Origin of the sequence: Lentibacillus salicampi, assembly GCF_004565465.1 — a bacterium.
GTDB lineage: Bacteria > Bacillota > Bacilli > Bacillales > Amphibacillaceae > Lentibacillus > Lentibacillus salicampi.
In genome coordinates this window covers 41,816-58,273 of record NZ_SRHY01000017.1, presented here as the reverse complement: position 1 = coordinate 58,273, position 16,458 = coordinate 41,816, and the positions used below count along the sequence as shown (strand labels likewise).

Here is a 16,458-nt window from a genome sequence, read left to right as displayed (position 1 = left end):
TAGTTTCCATGAGAAGGCCTCTTTCGAAATGTATTTGCCCGTCAAAGCATACATTTATGATAGAGTGCCTTCTCTTTTTTGACTAGAAAATTGCCTCAGGTGGCCCCGAGAATTATTTTACACATATCTTCTTCCCCCGAACAATCGGGCGTTTGACCTCATTTATTCCCATCGGTTTAACTCACAGTCCTAAGGTTTGACTGCTAGTTACATGCGAGATAAATGCATCCAACCTTTCCTTCATCAAGTGGTTTGTCAGCCCGGTTATGCCAAATGCCTCCCAGCCAGGGTATACTTCCGGCGGCCCATCCAAAAAATTGATAAGTGCGATAATATCCCAATACCGATGATAATGCACCCTCATATAATGCTGATAAGTCTGTAAAAATGCATCCGCCGTATCGGTCCCGTACAGCATGGCGAGATTCAACCTGCAATGGCCAATGTCAATCTCACACGGTCCCATGCAGGCGTTCACCCAATCCACTACACCGCTGACTGCCCCACCGTTCCAAAGCACATTGGCAGGATGATAGTCACGATGAATAAGGCATTCTTTTTGAGAGGGCTTCATGCTGTTTACCAGATCAAGCGCCTTTTTCCATGTTTCAGGAACGTCTGTCCATACCGGCACTTCAAACGAATGACTGTCATTATAGGGAAAATAATGATAAGAAAAATTGGTTGCGTCGACTCGATGTATACCAGCCAATGTTTCCGCAAGACCCTCCAGCCATCCCCCCATATTGTCAGGTTTTAATTCGACAGCCCCGTCCAGTTTTGTCATAAGGACTGCCGGGACGCCACACCCCTCCCCAGTTGCATCATAAGCAATTAGCTCCGGTGCCACTACACCTGTCTTTTCAACCACCTGTAAACTTGCCGCTTCATGCTTAGCCAAATCAGGTTCTTCCTTCAGCCACTCCGGGTTATCAAACTGACGGACGACATAATGCCGGACTGATCGCCCTGTTTTTAATGATATGCTATGTAATGTGGATGATGTGCTTCCTTTCAGCTGATAAACCGCTCCAACAGAAGCATTGGGATCGACAGTATTAATGACCCATTGCAGCACATGATCCGGTAAACGATTGGCATTCATTCCAGACCCTCCCCATGTTCTTTCATTCTACCAAAGTTAATTTGAAATTTTAATAACACCATGACAAATCTACTCCCTTTTGTTACACTTAGGATGAACTAAATCATTTAAAACTACTAGGGGTGCCCATAAATGCGGGCTGAGAGGAAAGGCGTCTGAGCTTTCCGACTCTTACGGACCTGATCTGGTTAACACCAGCGTAGGGAAGTAGTCTGACGGCAATTTGATATCAGCTATTTCAGGCCAGGTCCAATCTATGGATCTGGCTTTTTTGATTGTTTCTGCCCCTAACGAAAGGAGGATCCGAATTGAACCGGACGCGTTTGCTGACAACGATGGCTGTTTTTGTGGCGATTGGAACCTTGGGTGCACAGCTCCTATGGTTCCCTGCCGGCGTTGCAAAGGCCTATCCGGTACAGCATGCTGTCAACGTCATGGCTGCTGTCACACTGGGGCCCGGCCCTGCCGTCATGATCGCCTTTATGATTGGACTGCTCCGTAACATGCTCGGTCTGGGAACATTGCTGGCGTTTCCGGGTGGCATAATCGGCGCTTTACTGGCTGGTTACCTTTTTCGCGTGACCGGCAAAAACGGGATGGCTGCACTTGGTGAAGCGATTGGCACCGGGGTTTTTGGTTCACTGTTTGCTGTTCCGTTTGCCCGCATTCTGCTCGGCAGTTCAGCCGGCGCGTTTTTCTTTATACCCTCGTTCCTTGTCAGCAGTATAACAGGCGCATTAATCGGCTGGTTTGTTGTATCGAGAGTGAAACTGGAAAATTTATTGAAAAAGCACGTTTAAGGAGGCTTTTATAATGAAACCTATTCCCGCAGCCTTAACCATTGCCGGCACTGATCCAAGCGGCGGTGCCGGTATCCAGGCTGACTTAAAGACATTTCAGGAATTGAAAGCGTACGGCATGTCGGTCATCACCTCTGTTGTTGCCCAAAATACAACGGGTGTACAGAATGTGCAGCATATGCCGGTTTCAATGATTAAACAGCAATTGGAATCGGTTATTTCCGATATCCCATTTCAGGCTTTCAAAACCGGTATGCTGGCTAACATCACTATCATGGACGCCGTGGCTGAAAAGATTTCCAGATTGGATGTTCCTTATATTATTGACCCGGTTATGGTAGCAACGAGTGGTGACGCCCTAATTTCCGGGGATTCCCGTGATTACCTGCGTGACAAATTGCTTCCATTGTCAGCACTGGTAACACCAAATATTCCCGAAGCAGAGGTGATGACCGGCAAAACCATTAAATCAGCCGAAGATATACAGCAAGCTGCCAAACAGATTGTCCATGAATTCGGTGCGGGGGCAGCCTTAGTGAAGGGTGGCCATATGCAGGGCGAGGCAGTCGACTTTTTATACGACGGTAAAAAAATGCATCCTTTCTCAGCAGAACGCATTGATACGAAAAACACACACGGAACCGGCTGCACCTATTCAGCTGCCATCACAGCCTATATGAGCCACGGCTATCAATTGCCGGAAGCTGTTCAAAAAGCTAAAAACTTTGTGACCGGGGCCATCCGTGATTCATTTTCGATCGGACATGGAAACGGCCCGACCAATCAGTGGACACATCGAACAGAGAGAGTGAACTAAAATGATCAATACCATTCAAGAAGTACGCGACAAGACGCCACTCATCCATCATTTGACCAATCAGGTTGTCGTCAATTTTTCGGCGAACGGGCTGTTAGCATTTGGCGCTGCGCCAGTGATGGCTAAAGCTGAAGAAGAAGTAACTGACATGGCTGCCAATGCAGATGGCGTCCTGCTTAACATCGGCACATTAACTGCGGATGAATTACCAGCCATGATCCGTACCGGCATTGCCGCCAATGAAAAAGGAATTCCTGTCGTCCTTGATCCCGTCGGCGTTGCTGCGACCCCATTCCGAACAACAGCTGTGAAAAACATCCTGAATAACGTGCAGCCGACCGTGATCAAAGGCAATGCGGGTGAACTCGCACACCTGGTTGAAATCCCCTGGGAAACAAAAGGCGTCGAATCAATCGGTGACGGGAATCCCGATGAGATCGCCGCAAAGGTCGCGGAAGTCTATCAAACGGCCGCTGTTGTCACTGGTGAAACGGATGTTATTTGCGCTGACGGTGATATGTTACATAATCACGCCGGTCATCCACTTTTAGGCAAAATAACCGGTGCCGGCTGTCTGCTCGGATCGATTTTAACAGCGTGCCTGACAACGGGTGAAAGCGTCGGACGACCGGCATTGACTGCCGTCCGATATTACGGGTTAGCCGCAGAATACGCCGCGAAACATCCGAATGTCAATGGCCCGGGAACCTTTCTCCCTCATTTTATCGATGCCCTATCGCTTGAACCTGCCAAACTGGAGGGGATCTAACATATGAACCTGAGAAGATATTTTATCATGGGGAGTCAGAATTGTGACCGGAAGCCCGAAAATATCCTTGAAGAAGCCGCAAAGGCCGGGATTACGGCTTTCCAGTTCCGGGAAAAAGGCGAGAGATCGCTGTCCGGACACGAAAAGTTGAAATTGGGGCGCAGACTGCGCGACATTTGCGAACATTATAACATCACCTTTTTCGTTAACGACGATATTGATCTGGTTGAACCACTGGGAGCTGATGGTATTCATGTCGGGCAGGGTGACATAAGGCTTGAAAAAGTACGGGGAATGTTTCCCGATAAAATCGTTGGACTGTCTGTAGCAAATCAGACTGAAGTTGACAACAGCCCCATCCAGCTGGCTGACTACCTCGGAGCCGGGTCAATATTTGCAACACCGTCTAAAGCAGATGCGCAACAAGCAGTCGGCCCTGAATGGATCAGAACATTGAAGCGTCAGTATCCTGACATGCCGGTTGTCGGGATCGGCGGGATTACAACGTCTAATGCAGCATCCGTCATCGATGCCGGTGCCGATGGGGTTGCTGTTATCTCAGCCATTACGAAAGCGGATAATATTAAGAGAGCTGTCAAAAACTTCTGAAAGATTTGAAAGATAGGCATAATAAGACGAAAAACGTCAAGAATAAGCACACTTAGAAAAACTCGCATTCACTCGTTCTTTAGTGAATGAATAGTTTTTCTTATAAGGTCACCCATAACTTATACTTTCTGACGTTATAAAAAATGAGGAGATGTCGTTGCAAAATTATACAAATACAAATCGGCCCCGCCGCTATAGAGCCTATGTCAGTCCTTTAGGTACGACACAAATCCATTTAAGAAATCCGTACGTGATCGCATGGTGGTCGGCTGCCTTTCCCGGAATGGGACATCTCCTTCTGTCCAAGTATCTCAGAGGATTCCTCCTGTTTATATGGGAAATTTTGATTAATGTCAATACCAAGCTAAATGTAGCTATGGTCTATACGTTTGGCGGCCACTTTGACATGGCAAAAGAAGCGCTTGAGCCGAGATGGATGCTACTCTATATTCCTGTCTATATTTATGCCATATGGGACAGTTACCGGACTTCCGTGGACCTGAACAAAGTATATATACTTGCGGCTCGGGAAAACGCCGACTTTATCAATTTCCAAATCACATCACTGGAGATTAATTACCTGGATAAACGAAGTCCGTGGGTGGCCGTTATGTGGTCCTTTTTCATGCCTGGAACTGGGCAACTGTACATTCACCGAATCGTGGTAGCCTTCTTCATTGTATCCTGGTCCGTCGTTATCGTTTATTTTTCACATTTTCTTGAAGGCATCCATTATCTGGTCTTAGGAAATATCCATAAAGCGAACACAGTACTGGATATTGAATGGCTGATGTTTATCCCTTCTGTCTACTTTTTTTCCATTTATGATGCCTATGTGAATACCGTTGAAAATAATAAACTTTATGATAATGAGCAAGCGAACTTTTTGAAGGCGAACTACCAAAGTAAAAGCTTTCAATTACCCGTAAATCGTGTGAAAAAGAACAGGTGATAACATGTATGTCATGGCAACCTTCGAACATACCATCTTTTTGGAATTAGGCATCTCGGCCCTTGAGCGGCAAAATATCCCCAAGGAACATATTCTGGCTGTCCCTCTTAATACGCGAACAGAACAACGAAAGGCTTTTGATAACATCCATCAGGCAGATGGCATTAGCCTATTTGACCTGGGGGCAGCTCTGGCAACAGCCTTCTCCGTTATTGGCGCGAGTGTTGGCTTTCATTTGGAATGGGGGCCTATCATATGGGAGATTGCCGGAGCTTCCGTCGGATTCGTTGCAGGATTTTTGATTAAATTCATAATGACGCGTAAAGCGAAACATAACCACTTAAAGAAAACGAAAGGGAAAATATCGGAACTTATCCTGATTATTCAATGTGAAAGTGACCAGGTTGAGATGATTGAAAACATTCTCTGGGATAATTTAGCCTTTGGTGTTGCTGCACTGGATCTTGAATAATGCTGTTTACATATCAGCCATAAATCCGATTTTTGGAAAAACCTTTCAGAAAAATTATGGAACCTTTGCGCCAGTCTTTCGTAAATGATAATAAGGGTGGTGATGCGGATGGAGATTATGATCTTTATAATCACAGTGCTGTTAATCGGTTTTGTCAATTGGATTGTTGCAAATGTCTTTCATACCAGCTTTCTGGATGTCTCGTTTATGATCGGAATGTTAACCACACTGATTTTATATTTCGTTAATTCTTCCGACAGTCCCGTCACGAGAGCAATGAATGCTGACATACAAGGGGAAACCGGTACAAAGGTTCATACCAAAAGTCGTCATTCGACACGTGGTGTATCTTTTTATGCAGCATTAGTCTATCTGGTGGTGGCGGCGATAGTGACCTTCACTGTTTATTGGGACGCTTTCTTTTAATATCCCCCCGTTTCAGTATGCCGGGTGGGATTTTCTTTTTCTATTGCAAGCTCTTTTCATACAACTCCGATAGTCCTTTCATTTGCTGCAAGTCTTTATCCACTTTCCAGCCTTCTTCTGTTTTCACAACGACGAGCTGTCCCAGGTCATTGATGGTTTCGATGGTGTCTCCGGTTTCGTGATCACTAATCTCAATGTCATAATCAAAACTCCGCTCGTCATCTTCTTCAACATTGCCGGTTTCAAATGAAATATGGTTGACAGACATGTCGCTTTGCCTCTCACGGGATATTTTTTCGATAAAGGTCATTACCCCATTCATGACAAGATACTCACGTTCATTTTCTGTTGCAATATCACCGCATTTTTCCTCGATTCTTTCGGGCGCCGTGAATAATTCCAGTTCGGCAATTTCCTCATAATTAATATCAAATTGGATCTCCTTAAACTCCGTCGCCGCCTCTTTTGCAGCTTCCTCAGGATCAGCACTGCAACTGGTTAAGACGATGAGTGCCGAGATAAAACTTATGAACAGACTGATTTTAATGTTAATACGCACAATCTAGCTCCTTTCATTAGCCCTCTTAGTATCATACGAATGATAATATATAATCGTTTCAATATTCGATAAAATAACCTCTCACAATCGTTTTCCATATGTAAAAGGTGTCATATCCGGTCTGCGGAACATGACACCTTCTTGGATGATCGCTGAAAGTCTGGTGTTACATTTTATTCCGATCCGTATACACGGCCATCACATCACGCATAAACACAGCCAGACCGTCCCCATACTGATCGATATTTTGCCTGAAACGCTCGTCATCAACGTACATTTGCCCGAGTCCTTTAAAGGCATCCAGTGAATAGTCGCCAATCGTATTCAAGTAATCATACCAAACTTTAATGGCAACTTGTGCTTCATCCGAATCGGGATCCTTGTGCCGGACAGCAGCAAGGTTCCGGTAAATTTGATCAAATTCTTCACCCATTGCTTTTTGTTCATCCTTTGACAGTTGATTGATTTTTGCATTTGACGCATCAACCGCTTCATCACCCCAGCGTTCACGGGCTTCCTGTTCGTAGGGATTTTTACTGAAATCAAACCCTGCAAATTTCTCCTGATCACTCATGTGAATCACTCCTTTCGCATGCTGAATGGTCTTATCAATCGTCGCAATCATGTTATCGAGTCGGACACGCTCTTCCAGCAGCATCTTACGCTGAACTTCAAGCGCCCCCTTCTTGTCAAACGATGGGCTATTGATAATGTCCTTTATTTTCTTCAAAGGGAAGCCAAGCTTTTTAAAAAACAGAATCTGCTGCAACGTTTCGAGATTCTTTTCCGAATAAATTCGATAACCTGAGTCAGTCGTCTCGGGTTTGAGCAGTCCGATATCATCATAATGATGCAGTGTGCGCACACTGATGCCAACTAATTCGGCAACTTCTTTGACTTTCATCGCTGGATCCTCCCTCAATTATTACTGTAAAGTATAACGTAACGTGATAGTCAACGGTATATTATAAAAAATTTCGCTGGGATAGGCTTGAATTTCAAAAGGCCATTCAAACGCCCATACACAAATAGACAAAACCCCATAAACTACAATTAAGGACATTTGGGGAGGATTTTTTATGAATTATAATCAACCACCTTATAACGATCAAAGGATTTTTAACTTTCCATGGCTCCAGGGCTCAGGTCCTCCATTTGGCGGACCACCCGGACAGACAGGCGGAGGTCCGCCTTCAGGATTTTCGGGCGGACAACAGCAAGTCAGCGCGCCAACGTCACCGCCTCCACCTTTCACACCACAACAGCCGCAAACACAGCAGGCTCAAAGTGACTTCAGCGTCTTCGCAATCGATCCGGGTGCAATCCAGGGATGCCTATTTCAATTCACGTATATCTGGTTGAGATGGGATTCGTTCTGGTTTTTCCCTGTATTTGTGGGCAGACGGTCGATTTCCGGATTCAGATGGCAGCGGAACAGATGGGTCTACTACGGCGTCGACTTGGATAATGTACAGTCGTTCCAGTGCTATTAACCCTGGACCGGGAATGATTATGCATCAGTTACCAAAGGAGGGATACTATCCATCATTCAACCTTGCTTTATTTCGCTTGTGTTCTAGCAGGGTTTGCACTCGCTAATGTGCCGGCATCCTCCATCATAACAGGAGAATTGACTTCGTTTTTGAATGTAATCGGTGGTATTGTCGTAATCATATTCTCGGCTGCTATCCTCTACCTTGGCTTCAGATCACTGCTGAATAAATGACACCGGGTCAAGAAAAGTGCAGGGCGCCTTGTTTACCCCCCCCCCGAAAAGCTTAAGCAAGAATTTGTAATGGCGGGTTTTGCCACGTAAAATGATTGCTTAAGACCTCGAGGGGGCAGGCGTTGGCCGGCTAAGTTCGGCACGTCCTGTGCCAACGCCGGCACTAGTACGTCCTGTACGTCGAAGCTGGACATGGCTATTGCTGACAAAGAGCATGTGCAGAGTAACGGGCTCTGACTCTAATCTGCATATTAAATTCAGGCTGGGGCAAATTATAGCATCAAAATAAAAATCCGAACAATAATGTGAAATATTTATAATCTGTTCGGATTTCTATTATATAGGGATAGCTTTTCAACTAGCGGAGGAAAAATACAGAGATTCCTGTTTAAAAACAATGATTTATGATCTCTTCGGAATTAACTTGGTAAATCAGTCACTGGAGCACTATGCGATGAACCGACTAATCATTCAAATGATAACCTATCCGTTTGTACCACTCGCCAACAAGTGCTTTAGATTGTCATCAATAAATTTGTTATCATCACTATTGATCCCGCGTCCGGCAAAATGACCCCAAATCGATTCTATTGGCTTAAAGGCAGCGTTAGGTATAAGCCTGGCCTCATATTCGTTATCGTCCGCTGTGCAGAAAAGATCGGTGCTTCCTGGCATGATGCAGGCAAGTGCTGTAATGCTTTTGAGCGCCTCATCGAAGTTTTCATTATAGGTGGGATTTGCACTAATATCAGCAAATTGACCTGTCCATAACATGGCCAGGACATTGTGCGGATCCATCTTCATAAAGCTGTTTTCCCAGACACCAACCACAAAATCCTCCAATGAATCATATTTCAACTCGCGATAAAGTCCTTCTCTGTAAAACGCCTGAGATAAGCCCCATCCCGCATAAACACGGCCAACAGCTCGCATATTTTCAGAAGTCAACTGGTTTAGTTTACTTGAATCAAAGTTAACCGCAGCCGTGAGCGCTGCTTTCATTCCGTCAAGCACCACATACGTATGTGGCCAAGTCTTAGCAGCACCATCAAAAGGTGCAATTCGTTCCACCATGTCTGGATAACTTGCTCCCCATTGGAATGATTGTATGCCTCCCATTGACCATCCAACGACAAGGGCTATCTTTTTAATACCGAATTTTTCGGTCACCAGCCGATACTGTAATTCAACATTGTCATAGATGGTTACCTGTGGAAAATTAACCCGATCAAGTGGGGGAGGTGTGTTGCTGGGAGACGAAGATAATCCGTTGCCCAGCAGATTTGGAACGATGATAAAGTATTTTTCAGGATCCAAAGCCATTCCTTTACCAATTAACCACTCATTGTTTTCATGTGTATCTCCAAATGCAGTTGGGTAAACAACCACATTGCTTTTGTCTTGATTTAATGTCCCGTAGGTCTTAAATGCGAGAAATGCATTAGGCAGCGTCTCACCAGATTGGAATGTAACACTCCCAAATTCAAAGACTTCATAATTCATTTTTACGTACCCCTTTCATAGATTTATTTCTATAGTCTTTAGTATAAAAGGATGTTATCATCAATAAAAGTAAACATTTTTGAATTAGTCATTCAAAAAAAATGAAGGAAGGAAGAAAACTTATGGAAATACGCCAGCTTATGACCTTCAGAACGGTGGCCTTCACACTAAACTTCACCCGTGCCGCCGAAGCACTAAATTATGTTCCATCGAATGTTACGATGCAAATGAAATCCTTGGAAGAAGAACTGGATACTCAACTCATTGACCGGTTAGGAAAACAAATTGTCCTTACTGACGCAGGAAAAAGGTTCCTATTACATGCAGAAAAAGTGTTAAACAGTGTGGATGAAGCACATTTGGCTATGAAAGAAAATGAAGAATTAACGGGTACCCTTACCATCAGTGCCAATGAAATTCCCGGTTCATATCGTTTGCCCGCCGTTTTACGGTCTTTTCGTGCTCGTTACCCTGGCATAAGGCTAATCTTTCGCCCTTTGGCTAATGATCAACTTAAACAAAGTCTTTACGACGGAAAAACGGACATTGTTTTTATGTTGGATGAATCTTTTGGTTCAACAAACCTTATGATTGAACCTTTAATTGAGGAACCCTTTCTCTTTCTCGTTGCACCAGACCATCCACTTGTACAACGGACATACCTTTGTGCAGAAGATTTCCAAGGGGAACCGTTTTTGCTTACAGAGAAAGGATGTCCCTATCGTACACTTTTTAATCGAACCATAGAGCAACAGGGAATCCATGAAAGTATGACCAATTTGGAATTTAGCAGCGCAGAAACAATCAAACGGTGCGCAATGGCCGGTATTGGTATTGCCTTTTTACCCAGAATAGCCGTTAAGGCTGAGCTGGAACGCGGCGAATTGATTTCCCTCCCTTGGAAAATGCCTAACCTCCAGGTTGTTACCCAAATGCTATGGCATAAAGACAAGTGGCTTTCACCTGCGATCAAGGCGTTTTTAGAAATAACCAGAGACGTCATTACTTCAAAATAAATTTTGAAATGAATTTGTAATGATCCTTATACGGTATAACGGGCGCAATGCTTTTGCCACACAAGCGCCCGATAACTTAACACCACTAATTGAAAAACCCTACCGTACGTTTCGACGTTTTGTTGTTGCAACCTTCCTTGGTCTTGCAACCTTTATTTCCTCCGTATTGGAACCCAATTCCCATAAGTTGCGCATCGCCATAGCCATTCTAACGGTCCATAATTGAAATGTCTAAGCCATAGTGATGAAAAAATGATCTGCACACCCACTACGATTAAACAAACAATTGCCGCTACCTTGTATGATACGATTGTATCTACTGGAATAAATACCAGTAAGCTAACCAATATAATCGACTGACCAATATAATTCGACAATGCCATTCGACCGAATGAATGTAACGGAGACAACCATTTTCCTACTGCCGGTTCCAGCAACACGAGAAGGCTAATGTAGAATATAGAGTAAATGGGTGCAAAAACCATGGACAAATCTATGAAATCATAAAAAGCACGATTTGCTTCTGCTTGCGTTTCAGTTATATCATAGTCAAACCCTTCCATATATGACAATAATCCGGCATCAGGCGCGTTCTGCCACAAGAAAACTGTGATTACACTTGTTGCAACGAATGAAAATATGGCTGCTGCTCCCCATTTCTTTTTGTTCTCCATCAGCGTTTGAAACACACGATACTGCCCAAAAGCCAGACCCAGCAGAATAAGAGGCAAGGGTAAAAGCGTCTTTGCTCCGAAAAAACTTCCTGCAATAATGCCTATTATTCCTAATGTAAGGTTAATCTGTTTAGGAGCCTTGTAAAAAAACAGAACGATCAATCCGAAAATTGCGTAAAACAACAGTACTTCACCAGGATTTATTAATTGGTGCAGCATGCCAGCTCCAAGTAAAATCAACATGCGCCGAATAAAAAGGCCATATGGATGATTGCTTTTCCTTTGAGCCCGTGATAAGAAAATCCAAAATCCTAATCCAAACAGGAAGGAAAATATTGCATAAAATCGTCCTTCAACAAAAATATATAAGAAACGCTGTATCCAAATATCTTCTTGTGTCCCAGATAAATTAACGTTATTCCAAAGGGCTAACACATTAACAAATGGAAGTCCAATCAAGGCAAAACCTCGAATTAAATCAAGTACATTTATTCGATCTGTCGTCGTTGTCGGTTTCATTCTCATTCCCTTTCATCACTTTTTCTTGTTGTTCAAACTTTAATACACTAAAAAATCAACACTGTATACCACTAGACCTCGGAACAAAGCGCTCTAATTACTTACTAACCTGACTGGTGTAAATATAAAAGAAGATCTTCACCGTGTTTTTTGCAATATATCCTGAAACTTCACCTTCTCTAGCCATACCTTCAGAAATTTACCAGTCGAACTGTTACGGTACATTCTCGCACTTATTTGCTGAGTTTAAACATGCTTTTCCTGGTTAGAAAAGCGCAGGGCGCCTTGTTCACCCCTGAAAAGCTTAAGCAAGAAGTTGTAGTGGTGGGTTTTGCCACGTAAAATGATTGCTTAAAACCTTGAGGGGGCATTAAATTTACTGTCATAATTTTTTCTCTCTTTCAATAGCTTGATTCCATTATAAGAGATGATCAGTGGCTTTTCCTTCGATTTGGCTAACAAAGAGAAGTCAGCAGATGACGTTTTTGTCACATGTGGTCTAATTCGTACATGTTAACCTGTGATTGTACACATTTGAGACGATGTGATCAAACATGAATGGATCCACGCTAGCTTACTTTTTTCTTTTTGATGCCACTTAGAGTAAAAGTTAGTCTATCTGCTGCGGAAGAAAACCAGATATAAGATGCGGTTAAGTTAACAGTATTTTGGCAATCCAAAACACAAAAATAGGGCACCTCCTTTTTGAGGCATCCCTATTAAATAAACAGCTATTTCACTTTCAAATTCACATGATCAACTGTGTTATCACTGCCAGCGACTGAATGAAGCTAAAACACTATGCTGCATCCTGGCAGGCTCTAAAATACTTTCTTGCACATATTGTTCATACGATATACCGCTGATTCATACAATTATGGCACCTATAAGGGCATAGGCGTCATTGGAATATCTGAATTCAGTTCCGGGTGCCCCAAGCGGTATGAATTCTGCTTTTGCAATGGCATCCAATGGACTCCCTTTGTAGTGGCGGGGTTTGCCACGTAAAATGATTGCTTAAGACCTCAAGGGGTTAGGCGCTGGAGCTGGACATGGCTATTACTGACAAAGAGCTTCATATAGCCAAAGGTTTCTTATCTTTAAAAAGAAAAAGCCACCATTCATATATCAAACGGTGGCTTTTCCCTTAGTCATTTTTTATATCCTCAACAATGGTTTCGACTTCATTTCTCGAAATCTTTTCACGACCTTCTTTTAGAGCTTTTACCGTTCGTTTTGCAAGAGCAAGTGGAATTCTGCAAAACAGCTTAATCGTTCGTGTGTTGATATCTTTCATATATTCATCAGCCTGTGCAAGGTTGCCTTCAGTGTAGTGGAATAAATCATCCCGGGTCCAGCCATCCGGCACAAAATTAACACCGCGCTTGCTGTCTTCATCCTGGTTCCGTAAAATATTTACTGCCTGCAGCCCACGCCCGTAGCCAATCGCCAGCTCCCGGTCGGTTTCTGTTCCGTCATACCACTTCCAAATGTCCGATAGCATAACTCCGACAAGTCCAGCCACAAAGTATGTATAATCATCCAGGTCTGCTTTATTTTTAATATTCCAACTCTTCTCTGCCCAGTCAGCCATTCCGGCAGCCATGACACTCGTCGATTCCTTAACTTTGCCGGCAATCCCATCCGGACAAAGGTGAATCCAATCGCCTAATCGTCGTGTCACTTCAGGCAGCTGCCTTTCATACGGTTGCACTAACTCACGATAGGCCTGATGGTCAAAATGATCGCGCTTTAATAAATCACTCGTTGTTCGGAGCAAATGTTGTTTTGTTTCCCTATCCAGCGCTTCATGATCTTCCATCTCATCAACAGCACGCATGCATAAATAGGCTGACCCGACCGTTTGGTTCAGCGGCGATTTCAGCAATGTGATCGGTATGTAAAATGTCCGGCTTGTCCGTTTTAATATAGTATCCGCATCTTTTTGCAGTCTTTTCGCTTCACTCAATGGTGACGCCTCCCCTTCATTCTAATTCCATTATACCAAAAATCAACTGCAAATAATATGACAATCATTAAACAAAAAAAAGAGTACCCTAGAGTACCCCATACTATTTTCTATGATCAATTTTAATCGGTCTGCCTTTTCGCGGTCTTTCCCACATCAGTCCCTGTTCCAGCGCCATCTTTCTGGCAATCTGCGGGGCATTCCATAACGATGGCAACAGCAGAAACGACACAGGAACAGCCGTGATGACAATCGAGTTTTGGATAGCTGTAATACTTCCTTCGCCAATTGTCAAAATCATCATTGTCGTGCCACCAAAAATCAAAGCCCAAAAGACACGGAGCCAGCGGGCGGGATGGTCATTTCCGGTCAATGTTACCGATACGGTATAAGACATCGTATCAGTTGTGGTGGCTACAAACACAATCGATATGACAAGAAATGCAACGCCCATCAGGGTGCCCATTGGCAATTGATCCATGATCGCCATCACCGCAGCGGGCATGCCTGCCTCATTCAGAGCACCGGAAATAGAACCCGGATTCTCCATTTCAAAGGATACGCCTGTTCCGCCGACAACGGAAAACCAGAAGTTCGTCACAAGCGGTGCCGCAATCGATACCGCGATAATCAATTCACGGATCGTTCTGCCGCGTGAGATACGGCTGATAAAGATGATCAGCATTGGCCCATAGCCGATAAACCATCCCCAGAAAAAGATAGTCCACGCCCCAAGCCACGCACTGTCGCCACGGTAAAAGCTCATCGCAAAGAAGTTATCCAAATAAAAGCCCGTTCCACCGATAAAGGCGTCAAGGATGAACAATGTCGGGCCAATCAGGAGCATAATGATACCTAATACAAACGTCATACCAACATTGACCCTGCTCAAGAGCAGAATTCCCCGGTCAACCCCGGTCGCAGCGGAAATTGCCGCAATCACGACCAGAACAACAACGACTAGAATACTGACCGTCACAGTGTTTGGAATAGCAAATAAATGGTTGAGTCCATAAGAGATTTGCAGACCGAGAAATCCTAACGGCCCTAGCGTTCCCGCCGCCGTTGCAATGATGGAAAAAATGTCTGCTGCAGATCCGAGTACACTTTTGTGAAAAATTTTCTCCCCGAATACCGGGTATAATAAGGCTCTTGGACGCATTGGATAGCCTTTCGAATAATGCACATACATCATCACAATCGTTGCCAGCGTGCCCAGGATGGCCCACGCCATAAAGCCCCAATGCATAAAAGCCTGCGCAAACGCTGCCAATACATGAGTGGACTCCCCACCACCGAATAACGGGGGCGTTGTCATATAGTGATACATCGGCTCAGAGGCAGCCCAGAAGACACCCCCGCTCGCCAGCAAGGTTACTAAAATCATCGCAACCCAGCGATAATAACTGTATTTCGGTTTATCCATTTTTCCCAATTTGACGTTTCCATACCGTGAAAAAGCCAAAAATATACCAATTGCAAAGTTACCAAACAACAACACCTGCCAATACGCTCCAAACAGATCGGCAGAATAATTGAACAAGGTCGTAATCCATTCCCCAACCATGGTACTGTTCATGAACGACAACACAATAAACAAAATCAAAAAACCGCCGCTTACTGCAAATACGGTCCAATCTGTTTTTACTTTCTCAGTCTCCTGCACGTTTTTCCTCCCATTTTTCAGGAACAAGTGTCTATAACCCGTGCGCATTACAGACCGTTGGATGGAAAATGATTATCCTTTGCCCAAACCATTTGTCAACTCTGTCTCTCTAAAAACCACCGGCTTGCCCATGTTATTATCAAACATAGTGTTTAATTATAGTTCCGATTAAGCAAATCGTCAATAAGGAATTTAAAAATATCATCACTTATAAACAGTATTATCATTTGCAAAATTTCACAATTTAGTCGATCTCCCCAGCAAAGCCATGGCCAGAAAGCCGACGCCCATGCCAATCATGGTACTGGCTGCTACATCCCCGGCCAACATGCCAATCCCGATCCCGAGGAAAAAGCCCCCAATAAAATCAACACCGCCGCGGCTATTATTCCTATCATTCACCTCCGTTTACATTAACGTAATCGTTCATACTAACCTGAATTTGCTGCATTTCGATAAATCCCTTCCGTTCTGCCACATTAAATCCCCGATCAGCATGTTAAAGATATGGACATTATATGTGGCAGCTATCACGAATATCAGTACAATTTTATTGATCTTCCTAATTAGCATAATGGAAGTTGATACTGTCATGATAATCCAAATGAACATCGTCAGGGATTTTCAAATAGATGAGCCGTTCCCCGCCTGTGTAAACATTTTCGAACCACTTTCCGCCTTTCCGGCTGGTGAACTGTGAAACCGGAAATTCCTGTTTGAACATGGAAAGATCAATCACAGCCGGAGCGGGGGCATCAATCCTGACCGTTCCCGAAGAAAGGTTAACGTCTATTGGATTCAACTGATCAGACATTTTTCCCCCGGCCAGAGTGGCTTCACAATCGAACATTTGCTAAAATGATGGTTAGACGGAGG

18 protein-coding genes and 1 riboswitch are annotated in these 16,458 nt (G+C 44.0%); of the genes, 9 read left to right on the top strand and 9 right to left on the bottom strand.

Annotation, left to right across the window (positions count from 1 at the left end):
- Positions 1-181 precede the first annotated feature (181 nt).
- Positions 182-1,105: a phosphotransferase family protein gene (locus E4U82_RS11180; RefSeq protein ID WP_135110264.1), complete on the bottom strand. Its 924-nt coding sequence runs from the start codon at positions 1,103-1,105 to the stop codon at positions 182-184.
- 108 nt (positions 1,106-1,213) lie between these two features.
- Positions 1,214-1,328: riboswitch (TPP riboswitch) on the top strand.
- 85 nt (positions 1,329-1,413) lie between these two features.
- Between E4U82_RS11180 and thiW the strand changes: the two genes are divergently transcribed.
- The 7 genes from thiW to E4U82_RS11150 all read left to right on the top strand — a co-directional run bounded on the left by thiW (position 1,414) and on the right by E4U82_RS11150 (position 5,950).
- Positions 1,414-1,905: an energy coupling factor transporter S component ThiW gene (gene thiW, locus E4U82_RS11175; protein WP_135110263.1), complete on the top strand. Its 492-nt coding sequence runs from the start codon at positions 1,414-1,416 to the stop codon at positions 1,903-1,905.
- A gap of 13 nt (positions 1,906-1,918) precedes the next feature.
- The gene (gene thiD, locus E4U82_RS11170; protein WP_135110262.1) at positions 1,919-2,722 is read left to right on the top strand and encodes a bifunctional hydroxymethylpyrimidine kinase/phosphomethylpyrimidine kinase; all 804 of its coding nucleotides are present in this window, start codon (positions 1,919-1,921) and stop codon (positions 2,720-2,722) included.
- 1 nt (position 2,723) lies between these two features.
- Complete coding sequence (gene thiM / locus E4U82_RS11165; RefSeq protein ID WP_135110261.1) at positions 2,724-3,491, top strand: hydroxyethylthiazole kinase; 768 nt, start codon at positions 2,724-2,726, stop codon at positions 3,489-3,491.
- Positions 3,492-3,494: 3 nt separating this feature from the next.
- Positions 3,495-4,100: a thiamine phosphate synthase gene (thiE, locus tag E4U82_RS11160; RefSeq protein ID WP_135110260.1), complete on the top strand. Its 606-nt coding sequence runs from the start codon at positions 3,495-3,497 to the stop codon at positions 4,098-4,100.
- Positions 4,101-4,257: 157 nt separating this feature from the next.
- Positions 4,258-5,052 (top strand): hypothetical protein, encoded by a 795-nt coding sequence (locus E4U82_RS19880; protein WP_167751388.1) that lies wholly within the window; start codon positions 4,258-4,260, stop codon positions 5,050-5,052.
- Between the two features lie 4 nt (positions 5,053-5,056).
- Entirely contained in the window at positions 5,057-5,524 is a 468-nt protein-coding gene (locus E4U82_RS19875) for a hypothetical protein (protein WP_167751387.1), read from the top strand.
- Positions 5,525-5,632: 108 nt separating this feature from the next.
- Entirely contained in the window at positions 5,633-5,950 is a 318-nt protein-coding gene (locus E4U82_RS11150) for a hypothetical protein (RefSeq protein WP_135110259.1), read from the top strand.
- A gap of 40 nt (positions 5,951-5,990) precedes the next feature.
- Here the strand turns inward: E4U82_RS11150 and E4U82_RS11145 are convergent, their stop codons facing one another.
- Both E4U82_RS11145 and E4U82_RS11140 read right to left on the bottom strand, forming a co-directional pair.
- Positions 5,991-6,509 carry a hypothetical protein gene (locus tag E4U82_RS11145; protein WP_135110258.1) on the bottom strand — a complete coding sequence of 173 codons (519 nt, stop codon included), beginning with the start codon at positions 6,507-6,509 and terminating at the stop codon, positions 5,991-5,993.
- Positions 6,510-6,675: 166 nt separating this feature from the next.
- Entirely contained in the window at positions 6,676-7,413 is a 738-nt protein-coding gene (locus E4U82_RS11140; RefSeq protein ID WP_135110257.1) for a MerR family transcriptional regulator, read from the bottom strand.
- Positions 7,414-7,588: 175 nt separating this feature from the next.
- On the opposite strand from E4U82_RS11140, the gene E4U82_RS11135 reads away from it, so the two are divergent.
- The gene (locus E4U82_RS11135) at positions 7,589-8,002 is read left to right on the top strand and encodes a hypothetical protein (RefSeq protein ID WP_135110256.1); all 414 of its coding nucleotides are present in this window, start codon (positions 7,589-7,591) and stop codon (positions 8,000-8,002) included.
- A 716-nt stretch (positions 8,003-8,718) separates the two neighbouring features.
- Here the strand turns inward: E4U82_RS11135 and E4U82_RS11125 are convergent.
- The gene (locus E4U82_RS11125; RefSeq protein ID WP_135110255.1) at positions 8,719-9,738 is read right to left on the bottom strand and encodes an alpha/beta fold hydrolase; all 1,020 of its coding nucleotides are present in this window, start codon (positions 9,736-9,738) and stop codon (positions 8,719-8,721) included.
- 122 nt (positions 9,739-9,860) lie between these two features.
- Here E4U82_RS11125 and E4U82_RS11120 point away from each other — a divergent pair, with 122 nt between their 5' ends.
- Entirely contained in the window at positions 9,861-10,754 is an 894-nt protein-coding gene (locus E4U82_RS11120) for a LysR family transcriptional regulator (protein WP_135110254.1), read from the top strand.
- 152 nt (positions 10,755-10,906) lie between these two features.
- Here E4U82_RS11120 and E4U82_RS11115 read toward each other — a convergent pair whose 3' ends face one another.
- The 5 genes from E4U82_RS11115 to E4U82_RS11100 all read right to left on the bottom strand — a co-directional run bounded on the left by E4U82_RS11115 (position 10,907) and on the right by E4U82_RS11100 (position 16,396).
- The gene (locus tag E4U82_RS11115) at positions 10,907-11,947 is read right to left on the bottom strand and encodes a DUF418 domain-containing protein (RefSeq protein WP_167751386.1); all 1,041 of its coding nucleotides are present in this window, start codon (positions 11,945-11,947) and stop codon (positions 10,907-10,909) included.
- A gap of 1,147 nt (positions 11,948-13,094) precedes the next feature.
- Positions 13,095-13,916 carry a squalene/phytoene synthase family protein gene (locus E4U82_RS11110; RefSeq protein ID WP_135110252.1) on the bottom strand — a complete coding sequence of 274 codons (822 nt, stop codon included), beginning with the start codon at positions 13,914-13,916 and terminating at the stop codon, positions 13,095-13,097.
- A 103-nt stretch (positions 13,917-14,019) separates the two neighbouring features.
- A complete protein-coding gene (locus tag E4U82_RS11105) occupies positions 14,020-15,582 on the bottom strand; it encodes a BCCT family transporter (RefSeq protein ID WP_135110251.1) in 1,563 nt (520 codons plus the stop codon).
- A 237-nt stretch (positions 15,583-15,819) separates the two neighbouring features.
- Entirely contained in the window at positions 15,820-15,984 is a 165-nt protein-coding gene (locus tag E4U82_RS19870) for a hypothetical protein (RefSeq protein WP_167751385.1), read from the bottom strand.
- Between the two features lie 160 nt (positions 15,985-16,144).
- A complete protein-coding gene (locus E4U82_RS11100; protein ID WP_135110250.1) occupies positions 16,145-16,396 on the bottom strand; it encodes a hypothetical protein in 252 nt (83 codons plus the stop codon).
- Positions 16,397-16,458 lie beyond the last annotated feature (62 nt).